Below are 15,505 nucleotides of genomic sequence, written 5' to 3' on the forward strand. Positions count from 1 at the left end.
AAGCAAAATAAAAGCCTGCCAATTGCTTGGCGGGCTTTTTGTTACCTACTTGCGGCGCTTCTTGTGCTGAATCGGGTGCTGCTCCCGGTAACGTTCCTTGGTGGCTGCGCGCATGCGGCTGCGGCGAACCATCCAGACATTGAGCGTGACCGCCAGCAACATGACGATGACCGCGGCAACTTGATGGCGCAGTGCGAGCAGGATGAACGTGATGACGTAGAGTACGTAATAGGTGATGGATGCGGGATTGAATTTTGACTTCATGAATAGCTTAACCTGGATTCTAAATTAATTGGTAGTGCTGGAGGGCGAACTCGATGCCGCCGTCCATGTTGCTGCGGGTGGTGAACTCGGCGCACGCCTTGAGCTCGGCACTCGCGTTGGCCATCGCCACGGGGTGGTCGACCCGGCGCGCCATCGGGATGTCATTGTCGCCGTCGCCAAACGCATAGCTGGTCGCCCCGGCAAACTCGGGGCGGGCGAGCATGGCATTCACGCCCGATTCCTTGCTGAGGCGCGTTTCAATCAGGTCGATGTCGTATGGCGAGTCGTGGTAGAAGCTCATCTGGGGGAACAATGTGCGGTAACGGGCGGTGATGCGCTGGCCCTCTGCGTTGTTCGGTACGAAAATGAGCATGCGCGTGGGTTCAGCGCGCAGATAGTAGTCGGGCTGCACCGGCGGCAATGCCTGGTGCACGTCCGCGTAGTTCGCGCGGCTCAGCCCATCAAGGCCGGAGAGCACCGCGCCGTCCTCGTTATACCACGCGGCCACGAGTCCGTCGGCGGCGCACTGCTGACTGATGGCCACGGTCAATGCATGGTCGATGTGGTGGCGTTCGATGACCTGGTTATGGGCGACGATGGTGGCCCCGTTGCCCGCGATGGCGTTGCTGATGCCGGTTGCCGCCATCAACGCGCGGATTTCCCAGAGGTCGCGTCCGGTCGCGATGACGGGCTCATTGCCATTTGCAACTAACTGGTTTAGCGCCGCCTGGGTTGCGGGCGCGACGGTTTTATCGTCTTGAAAAAGGGTGCCGTCTAGATCGAAGAACACCACTGCCTGTGCCATGTTATCACCACCATGGGTTAAGGTTAGCAGTTTCGTTCATCGTGTGCAAACGGTTTCGAAGGTTGGTGCACAAAAAAGCTCCTGCAACCAAGCAGGAGTTCAGTTAACGACTGATTTACGCGAAAGCCTCCGGTAGTGCCGGCCGCGCGATGTAATAGCCCTGGCCACGGGAAATACCGATGCTACGGGCGAGCTGCACGTCCGCCTCGTCCTCGATGCCTTCGAAGGTGAACAGCATCTGCTGGTCCTCGGCCCGGTTGAACCAAAAACGTAGAGCGGCGGCGACTTCCGGTGCGGTTTGTTCGCCAAAGCGGCGCAAGTTCTGGATGGCGAACTTGATGGTGTTGACGTACGGCAGCATCTCTTTGATTTCCGCGTACGTGTTATCGCTGCCCACATCGTCAATGGCCAGCAGCATCCCCGCTGACCGGTAGTGCACGCTCATCTGGCGCAGCACGTCGAAGTCGGGCGTCTCCACCAGTTCGACGGTTAGCTGCCGCGGCAGCATGTGCTCGGCGACGTAGGTCGTGAGTGCGCGCATCATTTCCGGGTCGGCGAATTGCTGGTTGGTCAAATTGACGCTGACCCGGTGGAAGTTGAGGTGCGTAATGGCCTGATCCAGGGTCGCAATCAGGGCGTCCGGCGTCAAGTCGAACGTGTCTGGTCGCAGCCACGCGTCCTTGTCTGGAACCCACTGCCGCAACAGTAATTCGTAGACAATGATGTGCTTAGTCTTGATGTTCGCGATTGGTTGCGCAAAGTAACGATATTGCGGCATGCTCTCACCTCGTTAATAGTTGTTATCTTAAGTGTAACGGAATGGGCGCAGCGATACCATCGCTTGGCGCAATTTTACTTGTTGTGGCTTGCCCGGTACGCCGCAATGCGGGCCGCACGGGCATTGATCATGCCGCGGACGAACTCGCGAATTGGCACGTTGAGGTCGGCGGTATCGATGAGGTCCGTGAACGGCGCCGAGACGATGGTGTCATCTTTGCCCAGCAGCAGTTTCTGTGCGAATGTGGGGTCAAAGAGTAGCTGCTGGCCAATGGCAACGGCGTCGGCACTGGCCAAAACACCGGTGACAGCCGCCCGGTTGCGCACGCCCCCAACGCCGATGAGCGGCATGCGGCCATCGAGTTCAGCGTGAACGTAGCTCAGCATCGACTGGTCCTGGTAGTTAGGGTCCTGGCTCTTACGCGTGTAGTTGTTCAGTGACAGGTGCAAGTAGTCCAGCGGCTGTTCGCGCAGCTGGTCGATGAGCCACAATGTGTCGGCGAAGCGAATGCCTGGGGTTTCGAACTCCTCGGGCGAAATGCGATAGCCGACGATGAATGGCCGGTCGGCGTACTTGTCGACGGCGGCAAAGACGCTGGCGAGCAGCTCCTTGATGAAGCGGTAGCGATTCTCCAGACTGCCACCGTATTCGTCGGTGCGGCGGTTGGAGTGGGGGGAGAAGAACTGCTGGATCAGGTAGGTGTTGGCGCCATGCAACTCGATGCCGTCAAAACCCGCAGCAATTGCGCGGCGGGTGGCTTCCCCGAACGCAGCGGTCGTCGCGTGGATTTCGTCCACGGTCATTGCCCGCGGCGTTTCGGCATCGGGCCGCTCAGCTGGAACAGCGCTGGCGGAAACGGTTTGGACCCCAGACAGAGTGGCCTTATTCGTCATCCGGCCGCCGTGGAAAATCTGGATGATGGCCTTGGCCCCTTTGCTCTGGATACCCTTGGCCAGCGCCCGCAGTTCAGGTAGGTACAGGTCGTCTGCGATACTCAGCTCACCGGGCCACCCCTTGCCGCCGTCCTGGACGTTCGCGGCACCAGTGATAACGGCGCCGACACCCCCAGCACGGTTGGTGTAGTAGTCAATTTCATCACGAGTGACAGTCCCGTTGTAGAAACTCTGCTGGGTCGTCATTGGGGACATGAACAGGCGTTTGCGCAGGGTGACGCCCGATTTGAAATGCAGTGGTTCTGTGAATTCAGTCATGGATTTTGCCTTCTTAATTAAGTTGATTGCACAAAGAAATTACCTCTGGAGCGCCGCAATAACCGCAAGCCCCACACCACGTGCCGACTGCGGGTTCTGCCCCGTCACGAGGTGGCCGTCCGTGACAACGTGCTCCGTGTAGGCGGCAGACTTGCTGTAGTTGGCACCGGCTGCGCGCAGGGCGTCTTCAGCGAGGAATGGCACGGCGTCAGTTAACTTGTTGATGGTTTCTTCTTCATTGGTGAAGCCGGTCAGTTTTTTGCCGCTGATGAAATGCTGACCGTCTTGCTGCAACGCGAGTAGGCCCACAACCCCGTGGCATACAGCACTGATGATACCGCCGTGGGCGTAAATCTTGCGGGCGATTTCTGCCACCGCGGTGCTGTCTGGGAAGTCCCACATGGTGCCGTGACCGCCAGCGTAGTAAACGATGTCGTAATCATCCGGGTTAACTTGGTCAGGGCGCAGACTGTTAGCCAGGTTGCGCTGCCGGAATTCAGGGTCGCCGTAGAAGTGCCAGCTAGTTTCATCGATGGCGTCAGCGGCGATGCTACCCGGATCGAGGGGCACGTAACCACCGCGGGGGCTGAGGTAATCCACGTTGATGCCGTTATCCGCCATTACCTGGTGGAAGTGGGTGGCTTCACTCAGCCAGACGCCGGTGGGCCGCTTCAGGGAGCCGAATTGAGCCGTGTTGGTTACCACGATTAGTGCTTTAGTCATGTACATTTCCTTTCGCTCTTACAATTTGTAAGTCTAGTGTAAAATGGGAAACGCCAACTGGGTAAGGGACAACTCAGCGGGTGTGTCCTAGTTGTTTGCGGTGTTATACTGAAGCCTGTAAATAACGAACGAACAAGGTGGGACGAACATGTATACTTTTACCCCAATTAATGACGCGGAGACCGGGACGGCGGCGCTCGCAATCTATCAGGCTAACGCGGATTACTACCAAACGATTGGCGAACCCGCACCGACGATTCAGACGGTGCTGGAGGACGCTAAAGAATTGCCGCCCGCAATGCCGGCTAGTGCCAAACACTTCTGGCTCGTTAAGCAGGCGGGCAAGCCGGTGGCCGTGCTGGATCTGATTGAGGGCTACCCGGAGCAGGCCACGCTCTACATTGGCCTCCTCGAGGTGCGCGAACACGGTCAGGGCCATGGCCGCGGCATCATCACCCAGCTGGAACAGCAACTGGGGACGCACGGTTATCAGCGCATTGAACTCGCGGTCGTGCACGCAAACAAGGACGCGGGGAAGTTCTGGACCGCGCTTGGCTTTGCGCTGTTGCGCCAGGTTGACGGTGAACTCAGCGCCGGCAACGAGCAGCTGCTCGACATCTATTCAAAAAAATTGGGTTAAACCAGGGCAGCCGCATTTCGGACAATCATCCGGGGTGCGGCTGTTTTTATGTGCGGCCAAACAAAAAAGCAGCACGGTAAATTAACCGTGCTGCTGGTAAGCTATGTAGTGGCGAGCCTTAAGACCTTCTGAACGGTTTCCCGCCGATCCGCTAACTCACCGGTATGGTTTGGCACCATACACACAGCATAGCATGGCGTCCCTGCTAAAAGCAATAGCGGGGCGTCAACGTGCAGTTATTTGTTCGAGTCGCGCTTGCGCCATTTTTCGCGGCCATAATAAAAGGCATAGCAGGCGAGCACGAATGGCACCATGTAGTACAGCGATGGCCGCTGCGTGGGGTCGAAAACAATCAGCACGCACGACAGCAGGCTCATGATGAATGCCGCCCAGGGCACGATGGGGTACCACGGTGTGCGGTATTTCAGCTCAGCGACGGTGTGGCCACCGCGCAACCAAGACTTGCGGAAGTTGATTTCTGACAGGGCAATCACCATCCACACGATGACGACGGCCAGGCCAGAAATGGAGACCAGCACGAGGTACACCGTGTCGGCGGCGATGACGCTGGAGAACAGGGCGAGAATCCCGCCGAGCATGCTCATGCACAGGGCAAGGAAGGGCACGCCGTGGCTGTTGGTGTGCGCGTATTTTTTGCTAATCATGCCCTCGTTCGCCAGTGACCACAGCATGCGCGTCGAGGCGTAGAGGCCGGAGTTGGCGGCGGACATGATGGCCGTCAGCACGACGAAGTTCATGATGTCACCGGCGAAGGGCAGGCCGATGCTATTGAAAACGAGGACGAAGGGACTCTGGGTGACACCCGCCTTTTGCCACGGAATCAGCGCGGCCATGACGAAGATGCTGCCGATGAAGAAGATAACCAAGCGCAAGAGTGTGGTGCGGATGGCCTTGGGGATGTTGTGCTCCGGGTCCTTGGTCTCGCCGTCCGTGACCCCGATGAGTTCGGTGCCGGAGAAGGCGAAGTTCACCGTCAGCATGGTGGTGAAGACGCCCTTGAAGCCAGTGGGGAACAGCCCGTCTTTGAACAGATTCGTCAGTCCGGGTGCCTTGCTGTAGCCGTGAATGTGGAGCACACCGACGATTGCCAGCAGCCCGAGCACGATGAACGCGACGATGGCGACCACCTTGATGCTGGAGAACCAGAACTCGGCCTCGGCGAAGAAGCGCACGGACAACGCGTTGACGGTGAAAATCACGACCATGAACAGCAGGCTCCAGATCCACGTTGGCGTGTGCGGGAACCACGTCTTCATGATGAGCCCCGCCGCGGTGAATTCCGACCCGAGCGCGACCGTCCACGTCAGCCAGTACAAGATGGCGGTGGTGAATCCGGTGCCGGGCCCGATGAACTTGTCGGCATAAACGTGGAATGAGCCGGTTTGCGGCATCGCAACGGATAATTCGCCCAGACACAGCATGACGAGGTAGACGACGACCGCGCCGATGCCGTACGCGAGGATGGTGCCGACCGGGCCGGCCTGGTTGATGGTGTAGCCAGAACTCAGGAACAATCCGGTCCCGATAACGCCGCCGAGCGAAATCATCAGGAGGTGCCGCGATTCCATTTTACGTTCCAGCTTGGTATGTGGTTCTTGTGCCATATATGCCTCCGAAATATGTAAGAATTGATAGAAAATTTGCGTGACAGACTAGATTAGATTAACATTAACCGATAGTTAAGAACAGAGCGAAGTTGCTCGGTGCCGCGCTAAATGGTCCGTGCCGGGTAACTGCAAATGATTACTGGAGGCAACTACATGCAAAATCCGCTGGGCAACTTGTTAGATCAGCAGCAATATTTAGTTAATGATGGCGCGATGGGCACGGAATTGGAGAAGCACGGCGTCGACACCAATAACGCGTTGTGGTCAGCGATGGCACTGCTGAAGAATCCTGAAGCCGTAATCGCGGTGCACCGCAGCTATTTCGAAGCCGGCGCGAACATCGCGACCACTGACTCATACCAGGCTAACCCGCAAGCCTTCGCTAAGTTAGGCCTCACCGAGCAGCAAAGTGACGACCTGATTCGCCAGACCGTGCAGCTGGCCAGTGCGGCGCGCGATGAATACTTGGCGAACTTGACCACCGTGCAGCGTTTCAGTCAGGCGCGCAACCTGCTGATTGCCGGTAGCGTGGGCCCTTACGGCACGTTCCTGGCTGACGGGAGCGAGTATACGGGTGCGTACGACTTGACCGCGGACGCGTATCAGGACTTCCACTGGCGGCGCATGGCACTGCTCGAACGCGCCGGCGCGGATCTGTTCGCGCTGGAGACCATGCCGAACTTCGCGGAGATCAAGGCGCTGTGTGCCTTGCTCAAAGACGAGTTCCCCGAGATGACCGCGTGGGTGTCTTTGTCTATCGGTACGAATCAAGACAAGCTGGCAGACGGCACGCCGCTTGCGGATGTTGTTGAATTTTTGAACGATCAGCGGCAAGTAGTTGCGCTGGGCATCAACTGCACGTCCATGAACAACGTGACGTCGGCACTGCGGGTGATTAGCGCCCACACCGCTAAGCCAATCATCGTGTACCCGAACAACGGCGACATTTATGACCCGACCGACAAGAGCTGGCAGGTGAACCCCGAAGCGGCGACCTTCAGTGATTTGGTGCCCGAATGGGTGGCCAACGGGGCCCGCATCGTGGGTGGTTGCTGCCGAACGACGCCAGCGGACGTGGCGGAGATTAAGCAGGCACTGTTCAAATAAACAGTAATCCGGAACCGTTCAGCGATATTGTGGCTGAACGGTTTTTATATGGGGTAAAAGCCGAATGATGTGGCTAATTTAAAAACTATTTGCGAACCGCAAAAGATTTCGTTCGGGTTTGACAATAACCACGAACACCGGTATAGTACTCTATTGGTGTGAACGATAGCTATCTCGTTCGCAATAATGTTCGTCTTTTAGTGATGGAGGACCCCTAATGCAAATTTTTGACTACGAAGATATCCAGTTGATTCCGAATAAGTGTGTGGTGCGCAGCCGCAAAGAAGTGGATACGTCCATTAAGTTCGGCCCCCGGACGTTCAAGATTCCGGTTGTACCCGCGAACATGCAGACGATTATTGACGAACCACTGGCAATCTGGCTGGCGGAACACGACTACTTCTACGTCATGCACCGGTTCACGCCGGAAACCCGCGCTGATTTCGTGGCGGACATGCACAAGCGGGGTCTCTTCGCGTCAATCTCCGTGGGGGTCAAACCCGGTGAGTTCGGCTTCATCCAGCAGCTGGAAGAACAGAAGCTTGTGCCTGAATACATCACCATCGACATCGCGCACGGCCACTCCCAGGTCGTGATCGACATGATTCACCACATCAAATTGCACCTGCCCGACACGTTCGTGATTGCCGGGAACGTCGGGACGCCAGAGGGTGTGCGGGAACTGGAGAACGCTGGTGCGGACGCCACCAAGGTCGGTATCGGCCCCGGTAAGGTCTGCATCACGAAGCTCAAGACCGGCTTTGGGACTGGGGGCTGGCAGCTTGCTGCCCTACGCTGGTGCGCGAAGGCCGCCAGCAAGCCCGTCATCGCGGATGGCGGGATTCGTAACAACGGCGACATCGCCAAGTCCGTCCGGTTCGGCGCCAGCATGTGCATGATCGGCTCGCTCTTCGCCGGCCACGTGGAAACCCCGGGTAAGAAGGTTGAAGTCGACGGCGAATTGTTCCAGGAATACTACGGCTCCGCATCCCAGTACCAGAAGAATTCGCACCATAACGTTGAGGGGAAGAAAATTTTGCTGCCAGTGAAGGGCAAGATTGCTGACACCTTGACCGAGATGCAGGAAGACCTGCAGAGTTCCGTTTCCTATGCCGGGGGCCGCGACCTCAGCGCCTTGCGGAAGGTGGACTACGTAATCGTGAAGAATTCCATCTTCAACGGGGACCAATATTAATTCGTGAATGACACGCGCACCGTTTGTTTCGGCAAATGGCGCGCGTTTTTCTATATATGTATATACAAATCTTGAAGTGGAGGCGGTTTCACCCTATAATTTAGTTAATAACTAGATGAGGTGATTATTGTGAGTTACGTACTGGGCATTATTGAGGCCGGCGGGACGAAATTCGTCCTGGCGACAGCGGACGCGGATTACAACATTTTGCAAAAGAAGCGGATTTCCACGGAGACGCCGGCAGTGACCTTGGCGCACTGCATCGACTTCTTCAAGGCTAACCCCGTGGATGCGATTGGCTTGGGCTCGTTCGGTCCCATCGGTATTAAGCAGGGGACACAGGATTACGGCCATATCCTCGCCACCCCCAAGCCGGGCTGGGCGGGCACGGACATGGTCGGCACGTTAACGGACGCGCTGCACGTGCCGGTGTTCTTCACCACCGACGTCAACGCCTCGGTTTACGGCGAGTACATCGCGGGCGCGGCGAAGGATGTCGACTCGGCGGTGTACTTCACCATCGGCACCGGGATTGGTGGCGGCGCGATTCAAGACGGCCAGTTCGTCGGCGGCCACGCGCACCTCGAGATGGGGCACGCGCCGGTCATGCTGCACCCTGATGATCACTTCGCCGGGGGCTGTCCGTTCCACGGCAACCGCTGCTTTGAAGGTGTTGCGGCGGGGCCGACGATTGAGCTGCGGACGGGCGAGAAGGGCGAGAACCTGGACCGCGACAACCCCGTGTTTGACTACATCGATTACTACGCGGCGCAGATGGCGTGGAATGCATACCTGAACCTGGCGCCCGAGAAGATTATCTTCGGCGGTTCGGTCATCAGTGAAGACGACATGCCGCGCGTGCGGGCGTACTTCGACCAGCTGAACAACGGCTACGTCCAGGTGCCAGAAGAACTCATCGTCCACAGCCACTTCCCGGACAACGCGAGTGCGACCGTGGGTGATTTCGCGCTGGCGGAAGCGGCGCTGAAGGCAGCAAATTAAAATCAAATTTTCCATAGGAGGTCCGTCGCTGACGGCCTCTTTTTTTGCGCACCAGTAAAGTTTCCCTAAAGTCATTTGCAATTCTTGAGTGTACTAACTACAATAGTACACGTAAGGGTGTTAATTGACTTGCTCCGTGAACAGGAGATTCACGGCGGCGAATGGAGGGATGAGAATGGATCCTGCAGAACTTGGCCATCTTGCTTATTATGAGCGGTTGGTGCTGAAGGTTAAGGATCAAGTGGTACGCGGCATTTTGCAGCCGGGGGACAAGTTGCCCTCGGTGCGGGAGACGGCGCAGGCGGAGAAACTCAATCCGAACACTGTGGCCAAAGCGTACAAGCAGTTGGAGGTTGACGGGGTGATTGAGGTACAGCCGGGGCGCGGCTCCTTCATTAGCGTCAACCAGCGGGAACTTAGTGCAACGGAATTGCGGGAGCTGAAGAATCGCTTCGACGCACTTGTTGTCACGGCGACCGCGCAGGGTATCGATGAGGCGACGTTAAGCCAGTGGCTTGCGGCGCACTTTAAGGGGTAATGGGTATGGAAATCAAAATTAGTAACCTGGCAGAAAAAATTGACGGGCAGAGCATTCTACACGATATCAATCTTGATTGGCATCCCGGCGAAATTCTGGGCCTGGTGGGGCGTAACGGCGCGGGCAAAACGACGTTGATGCGCGCACTGTCTGCCGCGTACCGGCCCCAATCCGGCACGGTGGCACTGGACGGGCACGACTTGCTGAAGGAACCCCAATTGCGCACGCACATGGTGTTCCTCGACAACGATAACCTGTTCTTCGGCGCGTCACGGTTGACCAAGGTGGCTGAATTCTACGCCACGGCCTACGCGCGTTTTGATTGCGACCAGTTCACGTCCTTGCTCGCCAAGAACGACATCAATGCCAGTGCCACCTTCAACAGCTTGTCGAAGGGGAACCGCGCATACGTGCTGCTGGCTTTGGCGCTGGCCACTAATGCCGAGTTCATCCTGCTCGACGAACCGTTCGACGGCCTGGACGTGATTGTGCGCGAACAGATTATCAACCTCGTTATCGACACGGTGACGGGCGGCGAGCGCACGTTCATGATTGCCTCACACAACCTGGACGAACTCGACGGGCTCGCCGACCGCGTGGCCTTCCTGAAGCACGGCACCATCAGTCAGGTCTACACGCTTGAGGATGTGCGCGCCGATGCGGTGAAGATGCAGCTGGTGTTCAAGGGTAGCGAGATTCCAGCCGTGGTCCGCGAAAATGGGCGGATTGTGTCCCGGCGTGGCCGCGTGCTGGAAGTGGTATTTCCCCACTTCGATGACACGGTGGCCGCAGCTTTGCGGCAAGCCAGTCCGGTGATGCAGGAAGAGTTGCCACTCCAGCTAACTGACTTGTTCAAGCTGGAGTATCGCAAGACACGGGAAGGGGAGCTCGCTGATGCGCAATAAGCGATTATGGCGGTTAATGTGGCAGCGCTACTGGCCGGCCGTGATTATTTTCGCGCTCGTAACGGTGCTCATAACCGGGTTCATCTTGCACTATGCCAGTCGGCTAACGGACGTGCCGATGAGCCGTGCAACCTATCTGTATGAGATGGCCAAGCATCCGGGCCAGTACGACCGAAATTACGTGGGCTACCTGCACGATGTCTACGCACCGTACGTCCAGGTCCGGGCCAGTGACCCGATTCCGTCCAGTAACGGTGGCGTGGTGCTGTCCGTGTTGATGCTGCTGACAGCGTTGATTGCGGGCATTGTTTGTGCCAGCCGCGACCTGCGCAGTGGATTTTTGGTATTCTGCCAGCAGGCGGGCTTCAGTCGGCAGACGGTCCTGCGAGTTCGCGGGTTGTTTCTGGCCGCAACGTTCAGCGTGCTCACTGTTTTGCACATGCTGTTCATGCTGGCGGTTGATTACCACGTGCACCCCGATTTCATCACGATTAAACCGGGGCAAATCGTGCTGGTGCTTCTATATAATGTCGTCTGGGTTGGCGGGGTTAGTTTAGCAGCGCAGGCAATCGCGACGATGGTTGGCCGCGGGTTGTTCGCCACGGTGCTGCTTTGGAGTATCGGGATTATGAGCGTTGCCGCGTTTTCGAACTCAGTGTACATCCTGCCGTTTAGCAACGTGACGCTCGATAACCCAGGGGACGATTACTGGCCGGCACTGCTGGTTGGCCTGGTGCTGCTCGGGCTCAGCGTTTGGGCACTGGCATATGCTGCCCGGCACGTGCAGTTCGAGCTGATTAACGCGAACTTCACCATGCGTGGGGCCAAAACGAGGTTGTTCGTGGTCCTGGCCGTCATGATTGCCATCGCGACGAATGCGCAGGTGGGCACTGCCAGCATCGATTACACGGGTCTGGCGATGTCCATCATGTGGATCGTCTTCGCGGGCATCATGTGGTTTGGCGGCGACTATCTGACCCGCCGCATTGGGCTCAAGTAAGGGGGTGGACTGAATGAATAAGCGTTTATGGAAAATTTTGTGGTTGCGTTACCGGCCAATCATCTTGGTACTCGGCGTGTTGACGCTGGTTGTCACGGTTGTGGGCATCATGCAGTCACTCCCGTATCATGACGTGCTGACCAAGGCCCAGTTCTTGACCAAGTACGGCAAGTCTGGCAACTACGATAGCTACCAGGATTTCGTGGAGGTTGAAACAGCGTACTACCTGAAGACGACGGGGATGTTCCCGTACTCGAATGGTGGGGTGATTGTGTCCATCTTCATGCTGGGGGTTGCCGGCCTGTTCGGAGCCCTCTTAACGAACATCGAGTTGCAAAACGGCTTCGACACCTTCTGCCAGCGTGCTGGCTTCACGACGAATCAGGTATACGGGGCGCGCACGTTGCTCTTTAGCGGTGTGCTTGCCGGGCTGGTCACGCTGAACGTTCTGGCGCAGGTTGTAGCGTACTTCATCCGCGTGCCGGCAAAGTACGTTGGCATTGCACCGGGCCAGGTTGGCTTGCTGGTTGTGCTCAACATCGTCTGGATCTTGGTGCTGTATCTCGGCGGTCAAGCCATCGGAACTATCTTCGGGCACAACTGGTTCGCGTTGCTGCTAGCCATCATCCTGGTCGTCTTCCTGGTCTATGGCATTTTCGGCACGCCAATTATCGCGACGCCGGCCGGATTCGGGTTCATCATTGATCCGGGGACGGAATACTGGCTGGTGTTTGGCCTCGGCGTGGGCGGCCTAGTATTAACTGGCGGACTTGGTTTCCTGATGAACCGCTTTGCCGACCGCACGCGGTTGCGCAGTGTCTTCACCGTGCCGGGGGCCAATGTGTTGGCCTTCATTGCCTGGGCCATTTGCTGGTGGCTGAGTTTCGATGTCACTTACAATGAGAAGTACACGGTGGTCAACCGGCCGCTCAAGCAAGACTTGGTCATCATTGCCATTGCGGCGGTTGTTTGGTTCGGCGGCCAGTGGCTAGTCGAGCGGCGGAACCGGGCAAAATAATGTGCGGATTAAAGCAAGAAAATTCAGGCGGGTTGCCTGGGTTTGCTTGCTTTTTTGCTGGAGAAATTTGCGGTCAAAGCCGGTGCGCGCGGCGTGCGACGGCAAAAATGTGCACGTTTGCATTTTTCCTAAGATTAGCCGGAATGCCAGCGAACGCGCGCATTTTGTGGTAAGCTTAAGATTCTAGATAGTACGGATAAATCACGGAGGAGAATATCCATGAAGATTTGCGTTTTAGCAGGTGGCCGCAGTACGGAACGAAACGTTTCCCTCTCTAGCGGTACCCGCATCACCACAGCTTTGCGCACAGCCGGACACGATGCGACCCTGGTTGACCTGTTCCTCGGCTACGATTTAAGCTCTGTTCAAAACGTGGACGACGTTTTTGCAGACGCGAACATCCCCGATTCCATGGCCATCAGTGACGCGGTGCTCACCGATGATGACATCAACGCTCTGCGCACAGACGGCAGCACCCAGCTCTTCGGCCCTGGCGTCCTCGAGATTGCCAAGGCGGCCGACATTGTTTACCTCGCCCTGCACGGTGGCGACGGCGAAAACGGGAAGGTGCAGGCATACCTGGACCTGAACAACATTCGCTACACCGGTAGTGGCGCGCTTGCTTCCGGGATGACCATGAACAAGGTCATCAGCAAGAAGATTATGCTCCAAAGCGACATTCCCACGGCGGCCTTCAAGGAAGTCCTTCGCGAGAACGGTAGCAAGCAGACCATGCCGTTCGGCTTCCCAATGATCGTTAAGCCAACCAGCGGCGGTTCATCAGTGGGGATGACCATCGCGCACGACCAGGCAGAGTTGGAAGCGGGGCTGACTGAAGCCTTCCGCTTTGACCCATCCGCCATCGTCGAAGAATTCATCACCGGTCGCGAGTTCTCTCTCGGCGTGGTGAACGGCCGCGCGCTGCCTGCCATCGAGATTAAAGTCCATGATGGTTGGTATGACTTCGAGCACAAGTTCCAGCCTGGGCACACCGACTTCGTGACCCCACCAGAACTGGACGAGGACACCCACAAGCGGATGCAGGCTATCGCCGTGCGCACGCTTGACGTTCTGGAGCTCCAGAACTACGCGCGGGTCGACTTCCTGCTCGACAAGGACAACAATATCTTTGTCATCGAGGCCAACAATTTGCCCGGCATGACGCCACTGTCTCTGCTCCCCCAAGAAGCAGAAGCGGACGGCATGACCTACGAAGAACTGGTCGACTCCATCGTTAAGGGGAAGATTGCCCTCTACGAAGCGGGCCTGAACAACTAAAGCACCCACAAAAGGCAGAATGCACGCATGCGTTCTGCCTTTTTGTTTACCCCGGCAACTGAATTAGAAAAAATCTAACCGCTTTCGGCTCGCAATCACCGGGGGCAAAGTCGTACAATTAAAGGGTAGGGACGTTCTAGAACTGACCGAACGCCGTTAATCCGCAGCGCTCGGCTGGGTAACGCCTGACAGTCCGCTGCGGAGTGGCCGCGACGGGCAGCAACTGAACATCGAACCAAAGACAATAGGAGGATTTCTGATGAAACTAGCATCTTTTGGTACTCGAGTTGACGAAAAGCCATTTTTGGAAGCTTGGGCCAAGCGCACCGGTAACGAAATGCAAATCTTCACCGAGACGCTGAATGAAGACACGTTGAAACTCGCCGCAGACGGCACGCAGGGGATTACTGGCCTGCAGACCGTGCCGTACTCCGCGAAGTTGTTCCAGATGATGGCGGACCGTGGGATTAACTTCCTGTCCATCCGTAACGTCGGCCTCGACAACATTGATCTTGAAGGCGCGAAGGCCGCCGGTGTCCGCATTAGCAATGTGCCTGCCTACTCACCAAGCGCCATCGCTGAATTCGCGGTGACACTCGTGATGCACCTGTGCCGGAACCTCGGGCAGGTCGAACAGCACCTGCAGAATAACGACTACAACGGCGCCATGCACTACATGGGTCGCGAAGTTGGGCACTCCACGGTGGGGGTCATCGGGACGGGTCGCATCGGCCGCGCTGCCATCCAGATTTTCAACGGCTTCGGCGCCAAGGTCATTGCCTACGACCCATTCCCAGCTAAGAACAGCGACATCGATTACGTAACGCTCGATGAACTGCTGGCGCAAAGTGACATTATCGACCTGCACGTACCTGGCCTGCCACAGAACACGCACATGATTAATGCCGACTCCTTCGCTAAGATGAAGGACGGCGTCATCATCGTCAACACTGCCCGTGGCAACCTGATTGACACGAAGGCGCTGCTCGATGCTCTGCACAGCGGCAAGGTTGCCGGTGCCGGGATCGACACGTTCGAATACGAGCAGCAAGACCTGCTGAACCTGGAACAGCACGGCAACTTCAACGACCCAGTCTGGGATGAAATGCTGAATATGCCAAACGTGGTGCTCAGTCCCCACATCGCTTACTTCACGGCCACCGCGGTGAAGAACATGTGCGAATTCAGCCTGAACAACTTGACCGGCTTCATCAACGACGGCAAGGCGGAGAATGAAGTAAACATTTAGTGAATATTGATTTAGGGCCACTGCCTGGTGACGGGTGGTGGCTTTTTTTACAGCAGGCTTACAACACAAAAAAGGCTAAACTTTTTTCGTTTAGCCCATGGTCGTACTATTTTGGGTCTACACTTTCTGGTGTTGGAGATTTTTCTCCAACTCAGAGGTGTAGG

At 56.9% G+C, this 15,505-nt stretch carries 16 protein-coding genes; 10 read left to right on the forward strand and 6 right to left on the reverse strand.

The window, feature by feature from the left end; genetic code table 11:
* Positions 1–45: 45 nt before the first annotated feature.
* The 5 genes from FC18_RS05975 to FC18_RS05995 form a co-directional block, all read right to left on the reverse strand.
* The gene (locus tag FC18_RS05975; protein ID WP_054679139.1) at positions 46–264 is read right to left on the reverse strand and encodes a hypothetical protein; all 219 of its coding nucleotides are present in this window, start codon (positions 262–264) and stop codon (positions 46–48) included.
* 19 nt (positions 265–283) lie between these two features.
* Positions 284–1,069, reverse strand: a complete 786-nt coding sequence (locus tag FC18_RS05980; protein WP_054679136.1) for a Cof-type HAD-IIB family hydrolase — start codon at positions 1,067–1,069, stop codon at positions 284–286.
* A 115-nt stretch (positions 1,070–1,184) separates the two neighbouring features.
* Positions 1,185–1,847 carry an EAL domain-containing protein gene (locus FC18_RS05985; protein ID WP_056975724.1) on the reverse strand — a complete coding sequence of 221 codons (663 nt, stop codon included), beginning with the start codon at positions 1,845–1,847 and terminating at the stop codon, positions 1,185–1,187.
* 74 nt (positions 1,848–1,921) lie between these two features.
* A complete protein-coding gene (locus tag FC18_RS05990; protein ID WP_082620474.1) occupies positions 1,922–3,058 on the reverse strand; it encodes an NADH-dependent flavin oxidoreductase in 1,137 nt (378 codons plus the stop codon).
* A 39-nt stretch (positions 3,059–3,097) separates the two neighbouring features.
* A complete protein-coding gene (locus FC18_RS05995; protein ID WP_054679134.1) occupies positions 3,098–3,781 on the reverse strand; it encodes a type 1 glutamine amidotransferase domain-containing protein in 684 nt (227 codons plus the stop codon).
* Positions 3,782–3,929: 148 nt separating this feature from the next.
* Here FC18_RS05995 and FC18_RS06000 point away from each other — a divergent pair, with 148 nt between their 5' ends.
* Positions 3,930–4,421, forward strand: coding sequence for a GNAT family N-acetyltransferase (locus tag FC18_RS06000; protein ID WP_054679131.1), 492 nt, complete (start codon positions 3,930–3,932; stop codon positions 4,419–4,421).
* A gap of 236 nt (positions 4,422–4,657) precedes the next feature.
* Here the strand turns inward: FC18_RS06000 and FC18_RS06005 are convergent, their stop codons facing one another.
* A complete protein-coding gene (locus FC18_RS06005) occupies positions 4,658–6,046 on the reverse strand; it encodes an amino acid permease (protein WP_056975726.1) in 1,389 nt (462 codons plus the stop codon).
* A 156-nt stretch (positions 6,047–6,202) separates the two neighbouring features.
* Between FC18_RS06005 and mmuM the strand changes: the two genes are divergently transcribed.
* From mmuM to FC18_RS06050, 9 genes are all read left to right on the forward strand, one after another.
* Positions 6,203–7,156 (forward strand): homocysteine S-methyltransferase, encoded by a 954-nt coding sequence (gene mmuM / locus FC18_RS06010; RefSeq protein ID WP_054679128.1) that lies wholly within the window; start codon positions 6,203–6,205, stop codon positions 7,154–7,156.
* A 217-nt stretch (positions 7,157–7,373) separates the two neighbouring features.
* Positions 7,374–8,351 (forward strand): GMP reductase, encoded by a 978-nt coding sequence (gene guaC, locus FC18_RS06015; protein ID WP_054679124.1) that lies wholly within the window; start codon positions 7,374–7,376, stop codon positions 8,349–8,351.
* Between the two features lie 129 nt (positions 8,352–8,480).
* A complete protein-coding gene (locus FC18_RS06020) occupies positions 8,481–9,353 on the forward strand; it encodes an ROK family protein (protein ID WP_054679122.1) in 873 nt (290 codons plus the stop codon).
* A gap of 169 nt (positions 9,354–9,522) precedes the next feature.
* Entirely contained in the window at positions 9,523–9,891 is a 369-nt protein-coding gene (locus tag FC18_RS06025; protein ID WP_054679120.1) for a GntR family transcriptional regulator, read from the forward strand.
* A 5-nt stretch (positions 9,892–9,896) separates the two neighbouring features.
* The gene (locus FC18_RS06030; RefSeq protein ID WP_054679117.1) at positions 9,897–10,796 is read left to right on the forward strand and encodes an ATP-binding cassette domain-containing protein; all 900 of its coding nucleotides are present in this window, start codon (positions 9,897–9,899) and stop codon (positions 10,794–10,796) included.
* On the forward strand, positions 10,786–11,796 hold the full coding sequence (locus FC18_RS06035) for a hypothetical protein (protein ID WP_056975728.1): 1,011 nt from the start codon (positions 10,786–10,788) through the stop codon (positions 11,794–11,796). Before FC18_RS06030 ends, FC18_RS06035 begins: the two co-directional genes overlap by 11 nt.
* 13 nt (positions 11,797–11,809) lie before the next feature.
* Positions 11,810–12,814, forward strand: coding sequence for a hypothetical protein (locus FC18_RS06040; RefSeq protein ID WP_056975730.1), 1,005 nt, complete (start codon positions 11,810–11,812; stop codon positions 12,812–12,814).
* Between the two features lie 219 nt (positions 12,815–13,033).
* Positions 13,034–14,092: a D-alanine--D-alanine ligase family protein gene (locus FC18_RS06045; RefSeq protein WP_056975732.1), complete on the forward strand. Its 1,059-nt coding sequence runs from the start codon at positions 13,034–13,036 to the stop codon at positions 14,090–14,092.
* A gap of 259 nt (positions 14,093–14,351) precedes the next feature.
* Positions 14,352–15,341, forward strand: a complete 990-nt coding sequence (locus tag FC18_RS06050) for a D-2-hydroxyacid dehydrogenase (RefSeq protein WP_056975734.1) — start codon at positions 14,352–14,354, stop codon at positions 15,339–15,341.
* Positions 15,342–15,505: the final 164 nt, after the last annotated feature.

Source organism: Lacticaseibacillus sharpeae JCM 1186 = DSM 20505, from assembly GCF_001436225.1.
GTDB classification, from domain to species: Bacteria; Bacillota; Bacilli; order Lactobacillales; family Lactobacillaceae; genus Lacticaseibacillus; species Lacticaseibacillus sharpeae.

Bases quoted from the DNA above. Each gene is read 5' to 3' on its own strand.
- FC18_RS05990 (WP_082620474.1), bottom strand. From the start codon at position 3,058: ATGACTGAATTCACAGAACCACTGCATTTCAAATCGGGCGTCACCCTG.
- FC18_RS05985 (WP_056975724.1), bottom strand. From the start codon at position 1,847: ATGCCGCAATATCGTTACTTTGCGCAACCAATCGCGAACATCAAGACT.
- FC18_RS06030 (WP_054679117.1), top strand. From the start codon at position 9,897: ATGGAAATCAAAATTAGTAACCTGGCAGAAAAAATTGACGGGCAGAGC.
- FC18_RS06000 (WP_054679131.1), top strand. From the start codon at position 3,930: ATGTATACTTTTACCCCAATTAATGACGCGGAGACCGGGACGGCGGCG.
- FC18_RS05995 (WP_054679134.1), bottom strand. From the start codon at position 3,781: ATGACTAAAGCACTAATCGTGGTAACCAACACGGCTCAATTCGGCTCC.
- FC18_RS06040 (WP_056975730.1), top strand. From the start codon at position 11,810: ATGAATAAGCGTTTATGGAAAATTTTGTGGTTGCGTTACCGGCCAATC.
- FC18_RS05980 (WP_054679136.1), bottom strand. From the start codon at position 1,069: ATGGCACAGGCAGTGGTGTTCTTCGATCTAGACGGCACCCTTTTTCAA.
- FC18_RS06050 (WP_056975734.1), top strand. From the start codon at position 14,352: ATGAAACTAGCATCTTTTGGTACTCGAGTTGACGAAAAGCCATTTTTG.
- FC18_RS06005 (WP_056975726.1), bottom strand. From the start codon at position 6,046: ATGGCACAAGAACCACATACCAAGCTGGAACGTAAAATGGAATCGCGG.
- guaC (WP_054679124.1), top strand. From the start codon at position 7,374: ATGCAAATTTTTGACTACGAAGATATCCAGTTGATTCCGAATAAGTGT.
- FC18_RS05975 (WP_054679139.1), bottom strand. From the start codon at position 264: ATGAAGTCAAAATTCAATCCCGCATCCATCACCTATTACGTACTCTAC.
- FC18_RS06025 (WP_054679120.1), top strand. From the start codon at position 9,523: ATGAGAATGGATCCTGCAGAACTTGGCCATCTTGCTTATTATGAGCGG.
- FC18_RS06045 (WP_056975732.1), top strand. From the start codon at position 13,034: ATGAAGATTTGCGTTTTAGCAGGTGGCCGCAGTACGGAACGAAACGTT.
- FC18_RS06035 (WP_056975728.1), top strand. From the start codon at position 10,786: ATGCGCAATAAGCGATTATGGCGGTTAATGTGGCAGCGCTACTGGCCG.
- mmuM (WP_054679128.1), top strand. From the start codon at position 6,203: ATGCAAAATCCGCTGGGCAACTTGTTAGATCAGCAGCAATATTTAGTT.